Below are 17,836 nucleotides of genomic sequence, written 5' to 3'. Positions count from 1 at the left end.
TGCCTGGCCGCACCATCCGGCATGAACCATTCGGACGATAAGACCGATTTCGGCCATATGGTCGATAGTGCGCGGCGCAAGCGCGGTGGGACACTGCCATGGCCTCCCGCCCACCTGGTGATCGCCATGCATATCCTGCCACGCATCCTGTGCGCTTTCGCCGTGATGGCCTGCACAGCCTGCTCGTCGACCTCGACCAGCCGCTCCGACGGCCAATACTCCAAGGAAGCGGCGGCGCGCGCGCGCTGCGAATACGAAGCCAACATCCGGATCGGCGACTTTCAGTCCACGCCCGTGCAGGATGACGATGCCGCCGCGGCTCGCGACGTCAGTCCCGCCGCCATCGCCCGAACCAAGCAGCGCATCATCGGCGAATGCCTGCAAAAGACATTCCACACCAGTCTATGAACCTGCTGTGCGCCATTCTTCCCGAAGGCAACACCCGCAACCGCGTCGGCCGGCGATTGGCCGACCTGCTGGTGCAGGACGCCCAAGGCAGGCTGTATCGCGTCGAGCGCCATCGCATCGAGGGCGGCCATCCGGATCTGGTGGGCGGCATCGACTACATCTATTGCCGCCTGGCCGGCGGCGGCGCGGTGCGCCGTATCGACGAGCAGACCTACGAATTGCCGGACGGCACGATCGCGCACGTGGTGCCCGACAGCACGCTGCGATCCTGAGCCGCGCGCGCCTCAGCCCTCTCCGGCGCGGCCGGTGCCCGCCCGGCCCAGCACGCGCACATACAGCAGCTCGGCGCACAGCTCGACCAGCGTCTGCGCCACGATCAGCGCGGGCAGCAGCGGCGCCCCGCCAGGCACCGCGAGGGCCAGCGGCAGCACCACCAGCGAGTTGCGCGTACCGGCGCTGAACGCGACCGCGCGCGCCTGCGGCGCCAGCAGGCGCGCGCGGCGCGCGGCCAGCCAACCCACGGCCGGCGCCGTGACGGCGAACAGCAGATACACCGGAACGACGCGCAATACGGCCTCGCCGGCCAGCGCCATGCGCGGTGCGACGGCGGCCACGATGGTCGCCAGCACCAGCGCGGTGGCGGGCACCGGCAGCAGGCCGAGCGCACTGGCCGCGCCCCGCCAGGCGGCCGACCTGGCGGCGGCCCACTGCACGCCCGCGGCACCCGCCAATGGCAAGGCAATCAGCCAGACGAAGGCTTGCACGAACGGGCCGGGACGGATCAGCGCGGCGGCGTCGGTACCCAGCATCGCGTTCAGGTAGAGCGGCAGCGACAGCATCTGCGCGCACAGCAGCACCGGGGTGGCCGCCAGCAGGGCCCGGGCGTCGGCGCGCCCCAGTTGCGCGAACGTCACGACATAATCGATGCAGGGCGCGAGCAGCACCAGCAGGACCGCCAGGCGGATCATGGGATCGGCCGGCAGCAGCGCGGCCAGGCCCCAGACCAGGGCCGGCACGGCGACGAAGTTCACGCCCAGCAGCACCCCCAGGAAACGCATGCCGGGCAGCGTGGCGCGCCAGCCTGCCAGCGGCACCTGCATGAAGGTGGCGAACAGCATGCCGGCCAGCATGAGATTGAGCGTGGTCTCGCCCGCCTGCAGCCCGGGCAGTCGCCAGGCCAGCGCCGCGCCCAGCGCCATCGCCGCCAGATAGATACCGACCTGCCTTCGTTCGAGCGACGCCTGCACGCGCTGCATGATGCTTTCCACCGATATGTGCCGTCCTGCCTTATAGCAGACGGCGGCAGCGCGCGCGGCGGGGCGGGTCAGCCGAAGTAGACGACGGCGCGGTCGCGGCCGCGCCGCTTGGCCTCGTACAGCGCGGTGTCGGCGCGCCGCATGACGTCGGACACCGCGGTGTCTTCCGGCGTCGCGAACGCGATGCCCACGCTGACCGACAAGGGCACGGCCTGGCCCTCGGTCGTGAACGGATCGTTGCGCAGCGCCGCCCGCAGCCGGTCGGCCATGGCCAGCGCGGCGTCGCCGTCGCAGCCCGGCAACAGCGCCAGGAATTCCTCCCCGCCGATGCGGCCGACGAAATCCGTGCCGCGCAGGTTCGAGCGCAATTGGTCGCTGAAATAGCGCAACGCCGCATCGCCGACCAGGTGGCCGTGGAGATCGTTGAGCTGCTTGAAGTGATCCAGGTCGAGCATCACCACGGCCAGCGGCTGGTCGGGATGCTGGCGCAGCCGCGTGATTTCCTGGCGCAGGATCTTCAGTATCTCGGCGCGGTTCCAGCAATCGGTGAGGCTGTCTATCGTGGCCAGCCGGGTCAGCGCCAGTTCGGCGCGCTTGCGTTCGGTGATGTCCAACCCGATGTTCACGATCGTGCCGGACTCCAGCACGATGTTGGACCACAGCGTGGACAGCACCTTGCCGGCGCGGGTCACCGGATGCCATTCCTCGAAGGCCCGGCCCGGCGCCTGGCTGACCGAGGCCACGACGCGCGCGCGCGTCTGCGGATCAGGGTAGAACAGCGCCAGCGGCTCGGGGTGGTTGTTGACTTCCTCCATCGACCAGCCGAACTTGCGCTCGCATTCCAGGTTCCACAGGATGCATTTGCCACGCGCGTCGAAGGCGTTGATCAGTACCGGCGCCTTCTCGAACAGGGCCTGGTAGCGGCTGGCAAGCTGGAGCGCCTCCTGGCGCGCCTTGCGCTCGGTATCCAACGCAAGCACGGCCCGCTCGGTAAACGATGCGCAGGCGCTCAGCGCGCTCACATAGATGGCCGGATCGGCAAGCGGTTCACTGAACACGAACGCGACGTGCCCGCGCTGCAGCCCCGATTCGTCGCGCAAAGCGTGCGCCACGCAGGCCTGCGCGCCCAGGCGCCGCAGCGCCAGGTCGCCCGGCACATGCCGCTCCAGGTCGCGTGCGCACACATACTGGGTCGCATGCGACAGTACGCCGGCCAGCGCGCTCTGGCCCGTGGCGAGGTAGCTCTCCGCCCCGTTCCAGCGCATGCGGCAGTTGGCGCTGAGCACGGTCCTGGCATGCTCGCCCGTGGCGGCGCCATGCAGCACCACCCACGCGTAGTCCACGCCCAGGCGCTGGACCGCGCGGTTGACCAGTTCGTCCAGGAAGTCCCGCCCGGGGGAAATGGCCATCAATCCGGCGAGCTCATGCAAGATATGAGCCGGGTCGGGACCCAGCGCAGCGCCTGGCGCGCCGCCACGATTCGCATCGGAAATGGCCATATTGCAACGTGCTCGGAAAGAAAGCCTGACGTTCCCGGTGGCATAAAGCCCGCCGGTCATTGCCGCGGCTCCGGACGACGGGATTTATGGCCGCTCCGGAGTTACAGTAACTAAAGTATACGAGGATGAACAATTTGGCATTGTCAATTTTGGCAAAGCCAGGCCAGAACGCCACGGCCCGACGCCCCGGGAGACGGGAAATACCGTCAAGGGGCCGCACAAAATACGCAAATTGTTACATAAAGCATGGGATGTCCACACGACGCGCGCGCCAGGGCGCGGGCGGACAGGACCGCCCTGCCCGCGGCGGCGAACACGGATTCGGCCGCGGGCAGGCTCAGGGATGTTCGGCCAGCAGCAGGGCGCGCGCAGGCGTGCGGCGCGGCGCCTGCTCGGGCATGCCGATCGCGCGCGAGCCCGCGCCAGGGGTGCGGAATACGCCAATGGCCTCGACCAGCGAACCCGACTCCTGCCCCAGATGCTCGGCGACGTGGGTCAGTTCGCCCACCATGGATACGTTCTGCTGCACCACTTCCTCCATGCGATGCACGGCGGAACTGATCTGCGCCACGCCAGTCGATTGCTCGCCCGAAGCGGTGGAAATCTCGGCCATCAAGGCGGTCACGCGCTCGACCGACTGCACCAGCTCGCGCATGGTCTCGCCCGCCCGTCCCGCCTGCGCCGACCCGGTGGACATGCGCCCCACCGAGTCGTCGATCAGCACCTTGACCTCCTTGGCCGCCTGGGCGGTGCGCTGCGCCAGGCTGCGGACCTCGGCCGCGACAACGGCAAAGCCCTTGCCCTGTTCGCCGGCCCGCGCCGCCTCGACGGCGGCGTTCAGCGCCAGGATATTGGTCTGGAAGGCGATTCCTTCGATCACGGACACGATCTCGGCCATCTTGCGCGAACTCGCGTCCAGGCCCTGCATGGTCGCCACCAGTTCGCCGACCACGGCGCCGCCTTGCGCGGCCACCTCGCTGCTTTCCTGGGTCAGCCGGGCCGCCACGCCGGCGCTTTCGGCGTTGCGGGTTACCGTCTCGGCCAGTTGCTCCACGCTGCTGGCGGTATCCTGCAGCGCCGCCGACTGCGCCTCGGTGCGCGCAGCCAGGCCCTGGCTGTCCTCGCGCAGGCGCGAGATGGTGTGCACATGCTCGGACGTCTTGCCGATGACCTCGGTGGAGATGCCGATCAGGCTCTTGCGCATGATGTCCAGGTAGAAATACAGATTGCGCATTTCGCCGCCGACGCCGGAATCCACCTCGTTGACCAGGTTGCCGGCCGCGATCTGGCGCGCCACTTCCTCGGCGTTGCTCAGCTGCCTGCCGAAGCGGCCGCCCAGCGCCATCGCCGCCAGCACCGAACCCAGCGCGCCCAGCGCATAGGCGCCCCAGCCATAGGGCGCGGTCCCCGGCGGCATGGCGTCGATGGCGAAGTACGCGGGGACGGCCGCCAGGCCGCACATGGCGGCCACCAGCCGCAGCAAGGCAGGCCGCAGGCCTTTGCGCAAGGGAAACGTCAGCGCGCGCATCATGCGCCGCCAGCCGCGCGGCACCCGCTGGCCATGGCGCAGCGCGTGGCCGCCCATCCGGCCGCTTTCGACCTGGGCGTAGAAGTGCTCGGCCGCCTCGATCTGCGCCGGCGTGGCCTTGACCCGCACCGAGGCATAGCCGGTCACGCTGCCCGCCTCGATCACCGGCATCGCGTTGGCAAGCACCCAGTAGAAGCCGCCGGACTTGTGCCGGTTCTTGACCACCGCCAGCCAGGGCTTGCGCGCCTGCAGCGTGGCCCACATGTCGGCGAACACGTCTTCGGGCATGTCCGGATGGCGCACGATATTGTGCGGCTGACCCAGCAACTCCTCGCGCGAGAAGCCGCTGATGGCGATAAAGGCCGGGTTGCAGTAGGTGATGCGCCCCTTCAGGTCCGTCTTGGAAATGAGATACTGGTCATCCTGCAATACGAACTCGTGCTCGGTGACGGGCAAATTCTTGCGCATGGCATCCCCCTCCTGGCGGGTGGTCCGGCACCCGGCTGCTCTTGGTCTGTACCCAGTGTATCGGCGCCCCCCGGGGTCAATTCAGGGATCAGATGTCACGCACGGCCACTTATCCCCGCATCTCGCGTCCGGGCGCCGGATAACGATATTCCCCCCGCGCCGCGGCCGTGACCGGCCAGGCTAGGCCCGCCGCGCCGCGAGCGGCGGCCGGCGCGCCATCGCCAGCAGCTCGTTGAGCGGCATGGGACGCCCGAACAGCCAGCCCTGCGCATAATCGACCCCATGCTCGCTCAGGAAGCGCTGCTGCCCGGCGGTCTCGACGCCCTCGGCGACGACCCGCAGGCCCAGCGACTTGGCCATTTCTATGATGTGCACCGACACGCTGCTGCTGGGCGCATCGCGCCCGATGGCGTCGACAAAGCGCTTGTCGATCTTCAGGCCATCGACCTCGAACGAGGTGAGGTACGCCAGGCTGGAGTAACCGGTGCCGAAGTCGTCGATGGCTACCCGCACCCCCATCTTGCGTATGATCTTGATCGCCGCCACCGCCTCGTCGGAGTGCAGCAGCGCCCGTTCGGTCAGTTCGACCACCACCTGCGACGGCGTCAACCCCGTGCGCGCGAACATTTCGCTCAGCAGGCGCTCGGCCGCGCCCGAAGCCATGTCGGCCGCCGATACATTGATGCTGATGTAGAGATCGCCCAGCCCGCCGCGCCAGCGCTGCACGTCGCTCGAGACCAGTTCGAATACCCGCTCGGTGATCTTGCCGATCAGCCCGACGCGCTCGGCCTCGTCGATGAAGACATCGGGCGCGATCAGGTCGCCGTTGCGGCGGCGCCAGCGGATCAGCGCTTCCAGCCCCACGCAACGGCCGCTGCCGACTTCGACGATGGGCTGGTAGACCATGTAGAACTCGTTGCGCCGCAACCCCGAGCGTATCAGTTGGGGAAGGCTGAATTGCCGGCGCGCCAGGATGACGGCGCCGACCAGCAGTCCCAGCCCGGCCGCCGCGCTCAGCGGCACCAGCAGGATGGCCAGCCGCTGCAAGGCCTCGCCGCCCGGCGAGGACGCCACGGCGGCCAGCGCCACCAGCCCCTGGGCGGTTGAACGCTGCACCGCAACAACGTATTTGTCGTCGACGAACGTGGTGTTTTCACGCGCCCGCTTGAACCATGCGCGAGGCAGCTCGCCCCATACGATGGCGTCTTCGGCCGTGCCCGAGAACGAGACGGCGGCCATCGCTTGCGGCACCGCGCCACCGAGCTGGTTGGTGCTTTCGCGCTCCATGATGATGGCGTAGCCTTCCTTCGCGAACACCCTGAACGGCGTCTCGGGCGCGGCCGGCAACACGGCCGAGTTCCACACCGAGATACGGTTGCCCGTGGTGAAATCGCTTGGTCCCAGATCGACGCCGGTGACCGTGTCTCCCAGCGAGGAACAGATCACCCGGCCTTGCTCCACGTAGGCAACGGCGCGCACATCCGGAAAACGCAGCACCTGCTGCTGCATCAGGTTGGTGGAGTATGGCGCGCAAGGGCTGGAGCCCCCGGTATGCACCAGCTCGCGGTGGATGCGCAGCAGGCGGTCGGCAGTCAGGCCGATGCGGCCCAGCAACCGTTGCGCCAGCACCTGAGCCTGTTCGCGCTGTTGCCGCAGCCCATACTCGCGCACCATGTCCACGGCGAGCAGACTTGGTCCGATCACCGCGCCCAACGCGGCAGCAGTCCATAACCCGGTTAACAAGGCCTTGCGCAAGGGAAAGTACATCGTTTGTCCCAAAGCTGAGTCGCACTGCTGCGCCTGGCATCGCTGACGGCGCCGGTTCGTATTATGCTGATCTTCCCGCCCGCGAACGCGACTGCGCACCGAGGGTATCGCCATTCCTCGCACGCGTTGCGGCACTGGTGAAGATGCGCTTCGTTTCAAGCGCCCATAACCGTCGTTGATTTGCCGGGAATAGTCAAGATCGATCGGACATCCAGGCTGCCGCCGCGGCGGCCGCGCCCCCGCCATCGAACCGCGCGGTCCCGCGGATACGAGGCAGCGTGCCCTGCCCGCGCAATGTCAAGGATGGTCAAGCGATATCGCCCGCGCCGACGCGCAGGCGCGCTAAGATCGGCGCCTGCCCACTAGCAACGGATCGAACCAACAATGGAACTCATAGACTGGACGGATTTCGCCAAGGTCGAACTGCGGGTCGGCCGCATCGTGCAGGCCCTGCCGTTTCCCGAGGCGCGCAGGCCGGCCTATATCCTGCACGTCGACTTCGGCGCCGAGATCGGCGTGAAGAAGTCCAGCGCGCAGGTCACGCACCTCTACCAGCCCGAAACGCTGCTGGGCAAACTGGTGGTCGGCGTGGTCAATTTTCCAAAGAAGCAGATCGGCCCCTTGCAGTCGGAATGCCTGATCACCGGCTTCCACAACGCGCAGGGCGAAGTCGCGCTGTGCGTGCCCGACCGCGACGTCCCGCTGGGCGCCAAGCTGCTGTAGCCGCCCTTCACGACAGTTCCGGCCGCCGCGCCATCGGCCATAAGCACGCCCCCCTCCGCCATCGGAATGACGACCGGCCCGCCAGCGCGCCAGCGCGGCCGGCGCGTACCGCCGCCATGTCGGCGCGCCCTGTCGCGCCTGCGCAACTACGCGTGCGCCCTATCCCCGTGCGGCCGCGACAGGCATATAAGAGTGCTGCGCGGCGCGCTCGACCATCAAGGCGGTGGGACACATGGAAAGAATCATCGGCAGCATCGAACAGGCCTGTGCCATCGCACGACGGTGGGCGATCCGTACCGGCAACAAGGAAGCCACCTGCGCGGCCCTCGCCGCCGCCTGGTACGAGGGCCAGGCCGCCCGGCCGCCAACGTCCGCCGCATTGCTGGCGCATCTGGCCGCGCGCATCCAGGAAAGCCGGCAACGCATGGCCGTACCGCGGCCCGCGCCCATCCCGCCCGCCGAAGACTGATCGGGCGCGGCCCGCGACCGCTCTGCCCCCCTGCCCACGCCTACGCCTAGCGGAAACCGCGAACCAGACAATGCCTTAGTTGCGCGGGTTACTTCCTCGACGCCAGCACGACCGTTTACGTCCGCCATGCCGTGCCCATAATGGCGCCTCCTGAAACCCATGCGCGGCCGGATGGCATTCCGGCCAAGGAGGAGCACGCCGTGCCGAGCAGAGAGATCCAGCTCACGCTGATACGTGTCTATATCGGATTGGACTTCATCCATCACTTCGCCGAGAAGTTCGGCTTGCTGGGCGCCCAGGCATACGCCAACGTCCTGCACTATTTCTCGACCGTCACCGCCCACCCGCAGCCCATGCTGCTGCTTGCCGGCCTGTGCGAATTCGCGGCCTTCGTCGGTTTCACGTTCGGACTATTCACCCGGGTCGCGGCGGTCGGCACGGCGACGTACCTGGTCGTCGCGCTGTTCATGGGCAATCACCAGCATCTCGGCTTTACCTGGGCCAATCCCGGCGGCGGCTGGGAGTTCCCCGCCATGTGGGCCTTCGTTTGCCTGTCCTTCGTGCTGTCCGGAGGCGGACGCTGGTCGCTCGACCGCGTGCTGCTCCCGCGTCTGCCCGCCGCCCTGCGCTGGCTGTCGCGCTGACACGGCGCCTGGGCGCGCGCGGCCAGGCGCCCACCCTGATCTGGCCCCGTTTCCGTTCGCGGAAAGGGGCCGCTTTGCGTTATGCTCGCCGGCTGCCTGGAATTCTCGAAGGGCGCCCGGGCCACAAGCCGCGCGCGCCCATGACGCAAAGGAAACACAATGGCTCCACCGGACCACGTCGTCCCCAGCCCGGCGAACGGCCGCCGCCATAACGCCGGGCCTGCCACGCCCCCGCCCGAACCGTCGAGCCTGCGCCGCACCCTCTCGGCGCGCCACCTGACCATGATCGCGGTCGGCGGCTCGATCGGCACCGGCCTGTTCGTGGCCTCGGGCGCCACCATCGCCCAGGCCGGACCCGGCGGCGCCCTGCTGGCCTATGTGCTGGTCGGCATCATGGTGTACTTCCTGATGACCAGCCTGGGCGAACTGGCGGCCAGCATGCCTGTGGCGGGCTCGTTCTCCACCTACGGCGCCAAGTATGTCGACGAAGGCTTCGGCTTCGCGCTGGGCTGGAACTACTGGTACAACTGGGCCGTGACCGTCGCGGTGGACCTGGTCGCCGCGCAGCTGGTCATGGCGTACTGGTTTCCCGAAGTGCCCGGCGTGCTCTGGAGCGCCGCCTTCCTGGCGCTGATCGTCGGCCTCAATGCCCTGTCGGCGCGCGGCTTCGGAGAGGCCGAGTTCTGGTTCGCGCTGGTCAAGGTGATCGCGGTCCTGGCGTTCATCGCCATGGGCGTACTGATGCTGCTGGGCATCATCCGCGGCGGCGAGCACGGCGGCCTGGCGTACTGGACCCTGGACGATGCGCCGTTCGCCGGCGGGTTCGCCGCGCTGATCGGCGTGGCCATGGTGGTGGGCTTCTCGTTCCAGGGCACCGAGCTGATCGGCATCGCCGCCGGCGAATCCAGGGACCCGGCCCGCAACCTGCCGCGCGCCGTGCGCCAGGTGTTCTGGCGCATCCTGCTCTTCTATGTACTGGCCATCGCCGTCATCGGCCTGCTGATTCCCTATACCGATCCGCAATTGCTGCGCAACGAGGTCTCCGACGTCAGCGTCAGTCCGTTCGCGCTGATTTTCGAGCGCGCCGGCCTGCTGGCGGCCGCCTCCATCATGAACGCGGTGGTGCTGACCTCCGTGCTGTCGGCCGGCAATTCCGGCATGTATGCCGCCACCCGCATGCTCTACAGCCTGGCCCGCGACGGCAAGGCGCCGGCGCGCTTTGGCCGCCTGTCGCGCAGCGGCGTGCCCCTGTGGGCGCTGCTTGCCACCACCGCGGTCGCCGCGCTGTGTTTTCTGTCGTTCCTGTTCAGCCCCAAGGCGGTGTACATCTGGCTCCTGAACACCTCGGGCATGACCGGATTCATCGCCTGGCTGGGCATCGCCATCAGCCACTACCGCTTCCGCCGCGGCTATGTCGCCCAGGGCAACAACCTGGCCGACCTGCCGTATGTCTCGCCCTTCTTCCCGTTCGGCCCGCTGTTCGCGTTCGTCCTGTGCCTGGTCATCACGCTCGGCCAGAACTACCACGCGTTCCTGCAGGACCGCATCGACTGGACCGGCGCGGCCGCCACCTATATCGGCATTCCGCTGTTCCTGGCGATCTGGCTGGGCTACCGCCTGGTGCGCGGCTCGCGCTTCGTGCGCTACCGCGACATGCGGTTCCCCGATCTGCGCATGCGCAATCGCGAGCTGAACGCCATGCTCAGCGGCGACTGCGCCGAGCCCCGCCGGTAGTCCGCGCGCGGGCCGCCCGGCGAGCCCGCGCCGGCCTGGCGCTAGCGCTTGCCGCCGGGCGCCATTTCCTGCTCGACCACCATGTCCAGGACATACACCGTGGACGGTGCGTCGGCGGGCGGGTTCTTCCATTCGTAGCGCTTGGTGCGCAACACCGTGCGCACCCCGTCGCGGTGCTCGTAGCCTTGCACCGGCTGGTACAGCGGATGCCAGTCGTCCTGCGCGGGCAGTTGCAGGCCCGCGGCATCGTAGCGGCGCTCGCGCACCTGCAGGCAACGATGCTGCGGGATCATGGGATGGCTGCACTGCACGCGCTGCGCGGCCACTTCCAGGAACACGGTCTCGCCCTCGCTGCCATACAGGGTCTCGGGCGTGGGCTCGCCATCGAAGCTGAGCGTATCGCCGTTGTCCGCCACCAGCACCAGCCGGGGCTGTCCGGCCGCCTCGCCCAAGGTCGCGCGCAGGCTGCCCTTCAGGCGCTCGCCTACCGCCGCATCGAGCGCCATCAGCCCGGGTTCGCAGGCCTTCATCGTGGCAGCCAGGTTGGCGATCTCGAGCCTGCCCTTGCCATATGTGTAGCCGCCGAACTGTGCGTTGCAGCCGCCGCTGATGTTGATGGCGCGCTCGGAGAAGGCCAGCCGCAAGGGCCGCTCCAGGCCGACCTGCAGAGGCGCGATGGGTCGGCCCTGGCCGTCGACCGCCGCCGCCAGCCGCCATGTGTGCGTGGTCAGCGTTGCCGGCTGGGCGGCCGCCGTGGATGAGTGGGCAGGCATCGTGGCGGGATCTCCGGATACGGTCGGGGACGAGGAGCAGGCTTGCAGCAGCACTGCCAATGCGGATAGGGCAAGAATACGCTTCATGGCCTCGGGATCTTGAACATGGAAACGCGACTGATTCTACCCGCGGGCCCGGCGCGCACTTGTCACACGATCTTTCATTGCGTGTCGTGGTGACCGGGCGACCGGCCGCCGCGTGGCGCGTTTGCGGCTATGCTAGGCGGATGAGCCGGTTTCGATCGACCTTCTGGCGTTGCGCCTTCGTCCTTGCCTTTCTCGCCTCCGCGCTGGTGACGGGGTGGCTGCGCCAGGCGGCCCCGTCCTGGGGGCACGCCCTGCTCTATGGCGCGATGGTGGGCGGCATCGTCCTGTGCCTGGCGCTGCTGTTCGACGACCTGGCGTGGTGGGGCACGCGCCTGCTCCAGGCCCTCAAGCGCATGCGCCCCTAGACGCCCCGCCCCACCGCTAGTCCACCCGGATTTGCGCGGCCCGCACGATCTCGCCATAGCGTTGCAGGTCGGCCTGGATTTCCTGCCCGAACTCGGCCGGCGTATTGCCAGAGGCCGAGATGCCCAGCGCGGCAAGGCGTTCGCGCGTCTGCGGCTCGCTGACCACCGCACGCAGTTCGCGCTGCAGCTTGTCGACGATGGGCTGCGGCGTGCCCTTGGGCGCCAGGATGCCGATCCACGAACTGGACTCGAATCCCGGCGCGCCGGACTCGGCCACGGTCGGCACCTCGGGCAGCGATGCCAGGCGTTGCCGGCTCGATACCGCGATGGCCTGGACCTGGCCTTTCTGGATGAACGGATACGCGCCCGCCACGGCCGTGTACAGCATGGGCAGCGTACCGCCGACCAGGTCGGCCATGGCCTGCCCGCCGCCCTTGTAGGGCACGTGGACGAAATTGGCGCCGGTGCGCATCTTCAGCAGTTCGCCGGCCAGGTGCGGCGTGCTGCCGATGCCCGCGCTGCCATACGACACGCCGGCCGGCAGCGACCTGGAATAGGCGAGCAAGTCCTGCAGGTTCTTCGCCGGCACCTTGGGGTTGGTGACGATGATGAGCACGGCATCGCCGATCTTGCTGACCGGCGCGAAGTCCTTCACCGGATCGAACGGCAGGTCGCGGTAGATGTGCGGATTGATGACCAGCGTGCCGTCGAACCCCACCACCAGCGTATAGCCGTCGGGCGCGGCGCGCGCCGCCATCTGCGTGCCGATGTTGCCCGCTGCGCCGGGCCGGTTGTCCACCACCACCTGCTGTCCCAGGCGCTGGCCCAGCTTGTCGGCCACCACGCGCGCGCCGGTGTCCGTGACCCCGCCGGGCGCGAACGGCACGATGAGCCTGATCGGCTTGTCCGGATAGGCCTCGGCCCCGGCCGCGGCGCTCCAGCCCCATGCCGCGCACAGCATCGCCGCGCCGGCCACGCGCCCCATGCCCCACCTGCCTGCAGATTTCCCTAGCATCGATGTCTCCCTTTATGGTTGTTGGACTCGAACCGCACTACCTGCCTGGCGCCGCAGCCACGCCATCGAGCGCCCCCCCAGCGGGCGCTGCAATTGCGCCTGCGCGGCGTCGACCGCGCGCAGCAGGCCGTCGAGCGAAATCCCCGACGCAAAGCCGCTGCGCTCGGCCATCAGCACCAGATCCTCCGTGGCCAGGTTGCCCGCCGCGCCCGGCGCGAACGGGCAGCCGCCGATGCCGCCCACGCTGGCGTCGAAACGGCGCACGCCCGCCTCCAGGGCCGCCCAGGCATTGGCCACGCCCATGCCGCGGGTGTCGTGGAAATGCACCGCCAGCCGCTCCAGCGGGGCCACGTCGCGCAAGGCGCGCAAGCGCGTCTTGACCTCTCCCGGCGAAGCCGCGCCAATGGTGTCCGCGATCACGATCTCGTCGGCGCCCGCCGCGTACATGGCGGCGGCCAGGCGCAGCACGTCGGCCAGCGGCGTCGCGCCCTCGAACGGGCAGTCGAACGCCACCGCCACATAGGCGCGCGTGCGCAGGCCGGCGCCGCGCGCCGCGGCCAGCGTCTGCTCGCTCACGCCGACGGCCTGCGCCAGGCCCATGTTGATGTTCTTGCGGTTCATGGTTTCGGTGGCCGACAGCACCACGGCGATCTCGCGCGCCCCCGCCGCCAGGGCACGCTCCAGGCCCTTCAGGTTGGGCACCAGCACCGAGGTACGCAGATCCGGGAGCGCCGCGTTGACCTGCGCCACCAGTTCGGCCGCGTCGGCCATTTGCGGCACGGCGCGCGGCGACACGAAACTGGTCGCCTCGACGCTGCGCACGCCCGCCTCGGCCAGCAGGCGGATCAGGCGCAGCTTCTCGTGCGTGGGCACCTGCGCCGGCTGATTCTGCAATCCGTCGCGCGGCGAGACGTCGGTGATATGGATGCGCTCTGCCATGGCCTCACCCGATCGCGCCGGCGGCACGCAGGCGCGCCAGTTGCCCGGGACCATAGCCGGCCAGCTCGGCCAGGACTGCTTCGGTATGCTCGCCCAGCGCGGGCGGGCAGGTATAGGCGCGCGGCGCGGCCGCCGACAATTTGACCGGATTGCCCGGCATGCCGAGCCGCTCGCCGCTCTTGAGCGGCACCTCGACCACCATGTCGCGCGCGCGCACCTGCGCGTCGTCGAGGGCCTGCGCAAAATCGTTGACCGGGCCGCACGGAATGCGCGCCGCGCCCAGGCGCTCCAGCCAGTACGCGGTCGGCCTGGCCTGCAGCGCGGCGCCGACGATGGCGTCGATGCGCGCCTTGGCCGCGAAGCGCGCCGGCTGCCGCCGGTAGTCGGGATCGCGCAGTTCGGGCAGGTCCATGCATTCGACGAAACGCTCGAAGAAGGCGTCGCCGATGCAGGCGACGATGATGTGCCCGTCGGCGGTGGGATAGGTGTTGTACGGCACGTGCACGAAATGGCCGTTGCCGATGCCCGCTGGCACCTGTCCCGACATGAGGTACATGGTCGCCATGTAGTTGAGCATCGAAATCTGCGCGTCCAGCATCGAGACATCCACATGCTGGCCGCGGCCGGTACGCTCGCGCTCGGCCAGCGCGGCCAGCACGCCCATGGCGCCGAACAGGCCGCCGCCCAGGTCGCCGATGGGAATGCCGCTGCGTATCGGGCCGGTCTCGGGCGTGCCGGTGATGGACATGCCGCCGCCCATGCCCTGGACCACCTGGTCGAACGCGGGACGCTGCGTCTGCGGTCCGGTCTGTCCGAAACCGGTCACCGAGCAGGTGATGATGCGCGGGTTGACCCGCGCCAGCGACGCATGATCGATGCCCAGGCGCTGCGTCACGCCCACGCCGAAGTTGTCGAACACCACGTCGGCCTGGCGCACCAGGTCCAGGAAGACCGCCTTGCCGGCCTCGCTCTTGAGGTCCACGCACACACTTTGCTTGTTGCGGTTCAGCGTGAGGTAGTACGCCCCCATGCCGTCGCGCGAATAATCGGGATCGTGCTCGAGCAGGCGGCGGGTGCCCTCGCCGGTACCGGGCGGCTCCACCTTGATGGTGCGCGCGCCCAGGTCGGCCAGCAGCATGGTGCCGTAGGGGCCGGAAAGCATGTGGGTCAGGTCCAGCACGGTAATGTGTTGCAGCGCCAAGGTTTCAATCTCCGTCATGTGCAATGCGATGCCTACCCTTACGCAAATGCCGTGCCAGCTTGCGTCGCGACGCCAAGCGCTTGATTCCTATGCATTTCCACCCAGGTCGCGCACATCGCAACGTTTCATGCAACACTCACGAAACATTTATCCGTTCCAGTGAAACACGCCATGCCCGCGCTTTCCGCCACGCAGCCGTTGCCGCGCCTGTGCTTCGTCAGCTACCGCCAGATCCGTGAGTTCGCCGCCCCGGTCATCGCCGAATACGGCAACCGGGCCGCCATCGACGTGGTGGACGGCACCTTCGCCGATGCCCTGGCCGTCGCGCGCGACCGCATCGAGCGCAATGCGGTCGATGCCTTCATCAGCGCGGGCGCCAACGCCAGCATCCTGCGCGCCAACCTGCAGGCCCCGGTGGCCACCATCCAGCTGGGCGGCTTCGACCTGCTGCAGGCCCTCATCCGGGCGCGCCGCATCGCCAGCCGGGTCGGGGTCGTCATGTATGGCCAGACGCTGCCCGAGCTCGACGCCGTCAAGGAATTGCTCAATATCGAGATCACGCAGTACGCCTACCAGACGCCCTACCACGCCCGCCAGGGCTTCGAACAATTGCGGCGCGACGGCTTCCAGGTCATCGTGGGCTCCAGCCTGGTGGTCGAACTGGCCGAGGAAGCGGGCCTGCGCGGCATCCTCGCCTATTCGCTGGCAAGCGTACGGCAGGGGTTCGAGGACGCCATCGAGCTGGCGCGCGTGGCGCGCCTGGAGGCCGGCCGCTACGAGCAGCTCAACGGCGTGCTGCACAACCTGCAGGAGGCCGTGCTGGCGGTCGACCGCGACCACCGCATCATCGCCGTCAATCCCCCCATGCGCGAGCTGCTGGGCATGCCCAACCGCACGCTGCTGGGCCAGCGCCTGGATGCCGTCGAGCCCGAGCTGTCGCTGCAGCCCACGCTGGACTCTGGCCAGGCCGAGCGCGCCGCGGTGCAGCGCTACGCCAGGCGCGACTGGATCGCCAATCGCACGCCCATCCTCGAATACGGCAAGCTGGTCGGCGCCGCCCTTACCCTGTACGACGCGCACCGCATCCAGGAAGCCGACAGCAGCTTGCGCATGCAGCAACGCCGCCGTCAGAGCGCGGCCCGCCACCGTTTCGACACCCTGCTCGGGCAAAGCCCCGCGTTCATGCGCGCCGTCGACACCGCGCGCCGCTACGCCGGCACCGACCTGCGCGTGCTGATCCAGGGCGAAAGCGGCGTCGGCAAGGAACTGTTCGCCCAGTCGATCCACAACGCCAGCGCGCGCGCCCACCGGCCCTTCGTCGCCATCAACTGCGCGTCGCTGCCCGAAACCCTGCTCGAGAGCGAACTGTTCGGCTACGAGGACGGCGCCTTCACCGGGTCGCGCCGCGACGGCAAGCGCGGCCTGATCGAGGCCGCGCATACGGGCACGCTGTTTCTCGATGAAATCGGCGACATGCCGCTGTCGCTGCAGACACGCCTGCTGCGCGTGCTGCAGGAAGGCGAAATCACGCGCCTGGGGGCCACCACGCCGGTGCCGGTGGACGTGCGCGTGCTGGCCGCCACCCACCAGCCGCTGCAGGAGCTGGTGGCCCAGCGGCGCTTCCGCCAGGACCTGTACTACCGCATCAATGCCTTGCGGCTGCCGCTGCCGCCCTTGCGCGAGCGCGGCGCCGACATTCCCCTGCTGGCGACCCGGCTGGTTGCGCGCTGCCTGGACCGGCTGGGCTCGCCCCTGGACGCCGAGGCCGCGCTCGCGCCCCTGCTGCCGCGGCTGGCCGCCTATCCCTGGCCGGGCAACGTGCGCGAGCTGGAGAACCTGTGCGAGCGCATCGCGGTGTGCCTGCTGCAGTTCGACGACACCGCGGCGATCCGCCATGACGCCTTGCGGCACGAATGCCCCGAACTGTTCGAGCACCCCGCCGCCACGGACGCGCCGCGTCCGCAGCGCATCGTGCAAGCCTTGCGCCAGGCCGGCGGCAATCGTGCTCAGGCGGCCGCGCAATTGGGCGTCAGCCGCTCGACGCTGTGGCGCTGGCTCAAGCAGATCGACGCCGCGGACGATGGCGCGCGCGGGACGTGAGCCGCCGCGCCTGCCTGTACACTGCCAGGGTCGAACCCGGGCCGGTACGGCGCATCGCCGCCGGCCTGCCAACCCGGCGCGCCACGGCGGCGCGCCACCGCATCGGCAGGAGGCGCGCGCGTGATCATCGAATACCTGCAACTGGTCGGCCTCGGCCTGGTCACCATGCTGCCCGTGGCCAACCCGCTGACCAGCACCACGCTGCTGCTGGCCCTGGGCAGCGGCTATACGCGCGATGAACGCAACCGCCAGATCGGCCGCGCCACCGTGTATGTGGCCGCCATCATCCTGGCCTCGTTCTATGCCGGCAACGCCATCATCAGCAGCTTCGGCATTTCCATTCCCGGCCTGCGCATCGCCGGCGGACTGATCGTCGCCTACATCGGCTTTACCATGCTGTTCCCGGCCACCTCGCAGAACGAGGCGCAGGCGCAAGTCGAGATGGCGCCGGACGAGCCGCACATCCAGGTCCCGGGCGCCGCCCACGCCAGCGCGCCGGCGCGCGACATCTCGTTCGTGCCGCTGGCGCTGCCGGGCACCGCCGGCCCCGGCACGATCGCCCTGATCATCAGTTCCGCCTCGACCCTGCACAGCCACGGCGGCATCACCCTCGTCCACCATTTCGCCGTCATTACCGTCACGTTGCTGCTGGCGCTGCTGTTCTGGGTCTGCCTGCGCAGCGCCGAGCGGGTCATGCGCATGCTGGGCCAGTCCGGCATCGACGCCATCTCGCGCGTCATGGGTTTTCTGCTCATCTGCATGGGCGTGCAGTTCATCATCGACGGCGTGTTCGAACTGATCCGCCATCCGCCCGGCGCCTGAGTCGGCGACGGCCAGTACGGCGACGACAACCGCGCACA

General features: G+C 68.9%; 17 protein-coding genes. 9 read left to right on the top strand and 8 right to left on the bottom strand.

Annotated elements, in window-relative coordinates; all coding sequences use genetic code 11:
* Positions 1-21 precede the first annotated feature (21 nt).
* Both CAL11_RS08875 and CAL11_RS08870 read left to right on the top strand, forming a co-directional pair.
* On the top strand, positions 22-408 hold the full coding sequence (locus CAL11_RS08875; RefSeq protein ID WP_086092698.1) for a hypothetical protein: 387 nt from the start codon (positions 22-24) through the stop codon (positions 406-408).
* The gene (locus tag CAL11_RS08870) at positions 405-680 is read left to right on the top strand and encodes a hypothetical protein (protein ID WP_244172930.1); all 276 of its coding nucleotides are present in this window, start codon (positions 405-407) and stop codon (positions 678-680) included. Before CAL11_RS08875 ends, CAL11_RS08870 begins: the two co-directional genes overlap by 4 nt.
* A 12-nt stretch (positions 681-692) precedes the next feature.
* Here CAL11_RS08870 and CAL11_RS08865 read toward each other — a convergent pair whose 3' ends face one another.
* The 4 genes from CAL11_RS08865 to CAL11_RS08850 all read right to left on the bottom strand — a co-directional run bounded on the left by CAL11_RS08865 (position 693) and on the right by CAL11_RS08850 (position 6,863).
* The gene (locus CAL11_RS08865) at positions 693-1,664 is read right to left on the bottom strand and encodes an arsenic resistance protein (protein ID WP_086094539.1); all 972 of its coding nucleotides are present in this window, start codon (positions 1,662-1,664) and stop codon (positions 693-695) included.
* Between the two features lie 68 nt (positions 1,665-1,732).
* Positions 1,733-3,073, bottom strand: a complete 1,341-nt coding sequence (locus tag CAL11_RS08860; protein ID WP_230590424.1) for a GGDEF domain-containing protein — start codon at positions 3,071-3,073, stop codon at positions 1,733-1,735.
* A 427-nt stretch (positions 3,074-3,500) separates the two neighbouring features.
* On the bottom strand, positions 3,501-5,159 hold the full coding sequence (locus CAL11_RS08855) for a methyl-accepting chemotaxis protein (protein ID WP_086092696.1): 1,659 nt from the start codon (positions 5,157-5,159) through the stop codon (positions 3,501-3,503).
* Between the two features lie 180 nt (positions 5,160-5,339).
* The gene (locus tag CAL11_RS08850; protein ID WP_244172929.1) at positions 5,340-6,863 is read right to left on the bottom strand and encodes an EAL domain-containing protein; all 1,524 of its coding nucleotides are present in this window, start codon (positions 6,861-6,863) and stop codon (positions 5,340-5,342) included.
* A gap of 447 nt (positions 6,864-7,310) precedes the next feature.
* Between CAL11_RS08850 and CAL11_RS08845 the strand changes: the two genes are divergently transcribed.
* The 4 genes from CAL11_RS08845 (at position 7,311) to CAL11_RS08830 (ending at position 10,496) form a co-directional block, all read left to right on the top strand.
* Positions 7,311-7,649 carry a tRNA-binding protein gene (locus tag CAL11_RS08845; protein ID WP_086092694.1) on the top strand — a complete coding sequence of 113 codons (339 nt, stop codon included), beginning with the start codon at positions 7,311-7,313 and terminating at the stop codon, positions 7,647-7,649.
* Positions 7,650-7,881: 232 nt separating this feature from the next.
* Positions 7,882-8,118 (top strand): hypothetical protein, encoded by a 237-nt coding sequence (locus CAL11_RS08840; RefSeq protein ID WP_050458174.1) that lies wholly within the window; start codon positions 7,882-7,884, stop codon positions 8,116-8,118.
* A gap of 200 nt (positions 8,119-8,318) precedes the next feature.
* Positions 8,319-8,762 (top strand): DoxX family protein, encoded by a 444-nt coding sequence (locus tag CAL11_RS08835; protein ID WP_086094538.1) that lies wholly within the window; start codon positions 8,319-8,321, stop codon positions 8,760-8,762.
* A gap of 159 nt (positions 8,763-8,921) precedes the next feature.
* On the top strand, positions 8,922-10,496 hold the full coding sequence (locus CAL11_RS08830) for an amino acid permease (RefSeq protein ID WP_086092693.1): 1,575 nt from the start codon (positions 8,922-8,924) through the stop codon (positions 10,494-10,496).
* Between the two features lie 41 nt (positions 10,497-10,537).
* On the opposite strand, the gene CAL11_RS08825 is transcribed toward CAL11_RS08830, so the two are convergent.
* Entirely contained in the window at positions 10,538-11,269 is a 732-nt protein-coding gene (locus CAL11_RS08825) for an META and DUF4377 domain-containing protein (RefSeq protein ID WP_033466075.1), read from the bottom strand.
* A gap of 227 nt (positions 11,270-11,496) precedes the next feature.
* On the opposite strand from CAL11_RS08825, the gene CAL11_RS08820 reads away from it, so the two are divergent.
* On the top strand, positions 11,497-11,721 hold the full coding sequence (locus tag CAL11_RS08820; protein ID WP_068925845.1) for a hypothetical protein: 225 nt from the start codon (positions 11,497-11,499) through the stop codon (positions 11,719-11,721).
* A 16-nt stretch (positions 11,722-11,737) separates the two neighbouring features.
* On the opposite strand, the gene CAL11_RS08815 is transcribed toward CAL11_RS08820, so the two are convergent.
* The 3 genes from CAL11_RS08815 to CAL11_RS08805 form a co-directional block, all read right to left on the bottom strand.
* The gene (locus tag CAL11_RS08815; protein ID WP_432206084.1) at positions 11,738-12,682 is read right to left on the bottom strand and encodes a Bug family tripartite tricarboxylate transporter substrate binding protein; all 945 of its coding nucleotides are present in this window, start codon (positions 12,680-12,682) and stop codon (positions 11,738-11,740) included.
* Positions 12,683-12,748: 66 nt separating this feature from the next.
* Positions 12,749-13,675: a hydroxymethylglutaryl-CoA lyase gene (locus CAL11_RS08810; RefSeq protein ID WP_086094537.1), complete on the bottom strand. Its 927-nt coding sequence runs from the start codon at positions 13,673-13,675 to the stop codon at positions 12,749-12,751.
* A gap of 4 nt (positions 13,676-13,679) precedes the next feature.
* Complete coding sequence (locus tag CAL11_RS08805) at positions 13,680-14,876, bottom strand: CaiB/BaiF CoA transferase family protein (RefSeq protein WP_033466158.1); 1,197 nt, start codon at positions 14,874-14,876, stop codon at positions 13,680-13,682.
* Between the two features lie 171 nt (positions 14,877-15,047).
* On the opposite strand from CAL11_RS08805, the gene prpR reads away from it, so the two are divergent.
* Positions 15,048-16,976 carry a propionate catabolism operon regulatory protein PrpR gene (gene prpR, locus CAL11_RS08800; RefSeq protein ID WP_068927758.1) on the top strand — a complete coding sequence of 643 codons (1,929 nt, stop codon included), beginning with the start codon at positions 15,048-15,050 and terminating at the stop codon, positions 16,974-16,976.
* Between the two features lie 120 nt (positions 16,977-17,096).
* Positions 17,097-17,798 carry a MarC family NAAT transporter gene (locus CAL11_RS08795; RefSeq protein ID WP_033466083.1) on the top strand — a complete coding sequence of 234 codons (702 nt, stop codon included), beginning with the start codon at positions 17,097-17,099 and terminating at the stop codon, positions 17,796-17,798.
* The last annotated feature ends 38 nt before the right edge of the window (positions 17,799-17,836 follow it).

This window comes from Bordetella genomosp. 6, from assembly GCF_002119705.1.
Lineage (GTDB): Bacteria > Pseudomonadota > Gammaproteobacteria > Burkholderiales > Burkholderiaceae_B > Bordetella > Bordetella bronchiseptica_F.
Note: the sequence above shows the minus strand (reverse complement) of the source record. Positions and strands in the feature narration are given on the sequence as shown.

Coding starts and splice junctions, on each gene's coding strand:
- CAL11_RS08875 (WP_086092698.1), top strand. CDS start 22: ATGAACCATTCGGACGATAAGACCGATTTCGGCCATATGGTCGATAGT.
- CAL11_RS08870 (WP_244172930.1), top strand. CDS start 405: ATGAACCTGCTGTGCGCCATTCTTCCCGAAGGCAACACCCGCAACCGC.
- CAL11_RS08865 (WP_086094539.1), bottom strand. CDS start 1,664: ATGCAGCGCGTGCAGGCGTCGCTCGAACGAAGGCAGGTCGGTATCTAT.
- CAL11_RS08860 (WP_230590424.1), bottom strand. CDS start 3,073: ATGGCCATTTCCCCCGGGCGGGACTTCCTGGACGAACTGGTCAACCGC.
- CAL11_RS08855 (WP_086092696.1), bottom strand. CDS start 5,159: ATGCGCAAGAATTTGCCCGTCACCGAGCACGAGTTCGTATTGCAGGAT.
- CAL11_RS08845 (WP_086092694.1), top strand. CDS start 7,311: ATGGAACTCATAGACTGGACGGATTTCGCCAAGGTCGAACTGCGGGTC.
- CAL11_RS08840 (WP_050458174.1), top strand. CDS start 7,882: ATGGAAAGAATCATCGGCAGCATCGAACAGGCCTGTGCCATCGCACGA.
- CAL11_RS08830 (WP_086092693.1), top strand. CDS start 8,922: ATGGCTCCACCGGACCACGTCGTCCCCAGCCCGGCGAACGGCCGCCGC.
- CAL11_RS08825 (WP_033466075.1), bottom strand. CDS start 11,269: ATGCCTGCCCACTCATCCACGGCGGCCGCCCAGCCGGCAACGCTGACC.
- CAL11_RS08820 (WP_068925845.1), top strand. CDS start 11,497: ATGAGCCGGTTTCGATCGACCTTCTGGCGTTGCGCCTTCGTCCTTGCC.
- CAL11_RS08815 (WP_432206084.1), bottom strand. CDS start 12,682: ATGCTGTGCGCGGCATGGGGCTGGAGCGCCGCGGCCGGGGCCGAGGCC.
- CAL11_RS08810 (WP_086094537.1), bottom strand. CDS start 13,675: ATGGCAGAGCGCATCCATATCACCGACGTCTCGCCGCGCGACGGATTG.
- prpR (WP_068927758.1), top strand. CDS start 15,048: ATGCCCGCGCTTTCCGCCACGCAGCCGTTGCCGCGCCTGTGCTTCGTC.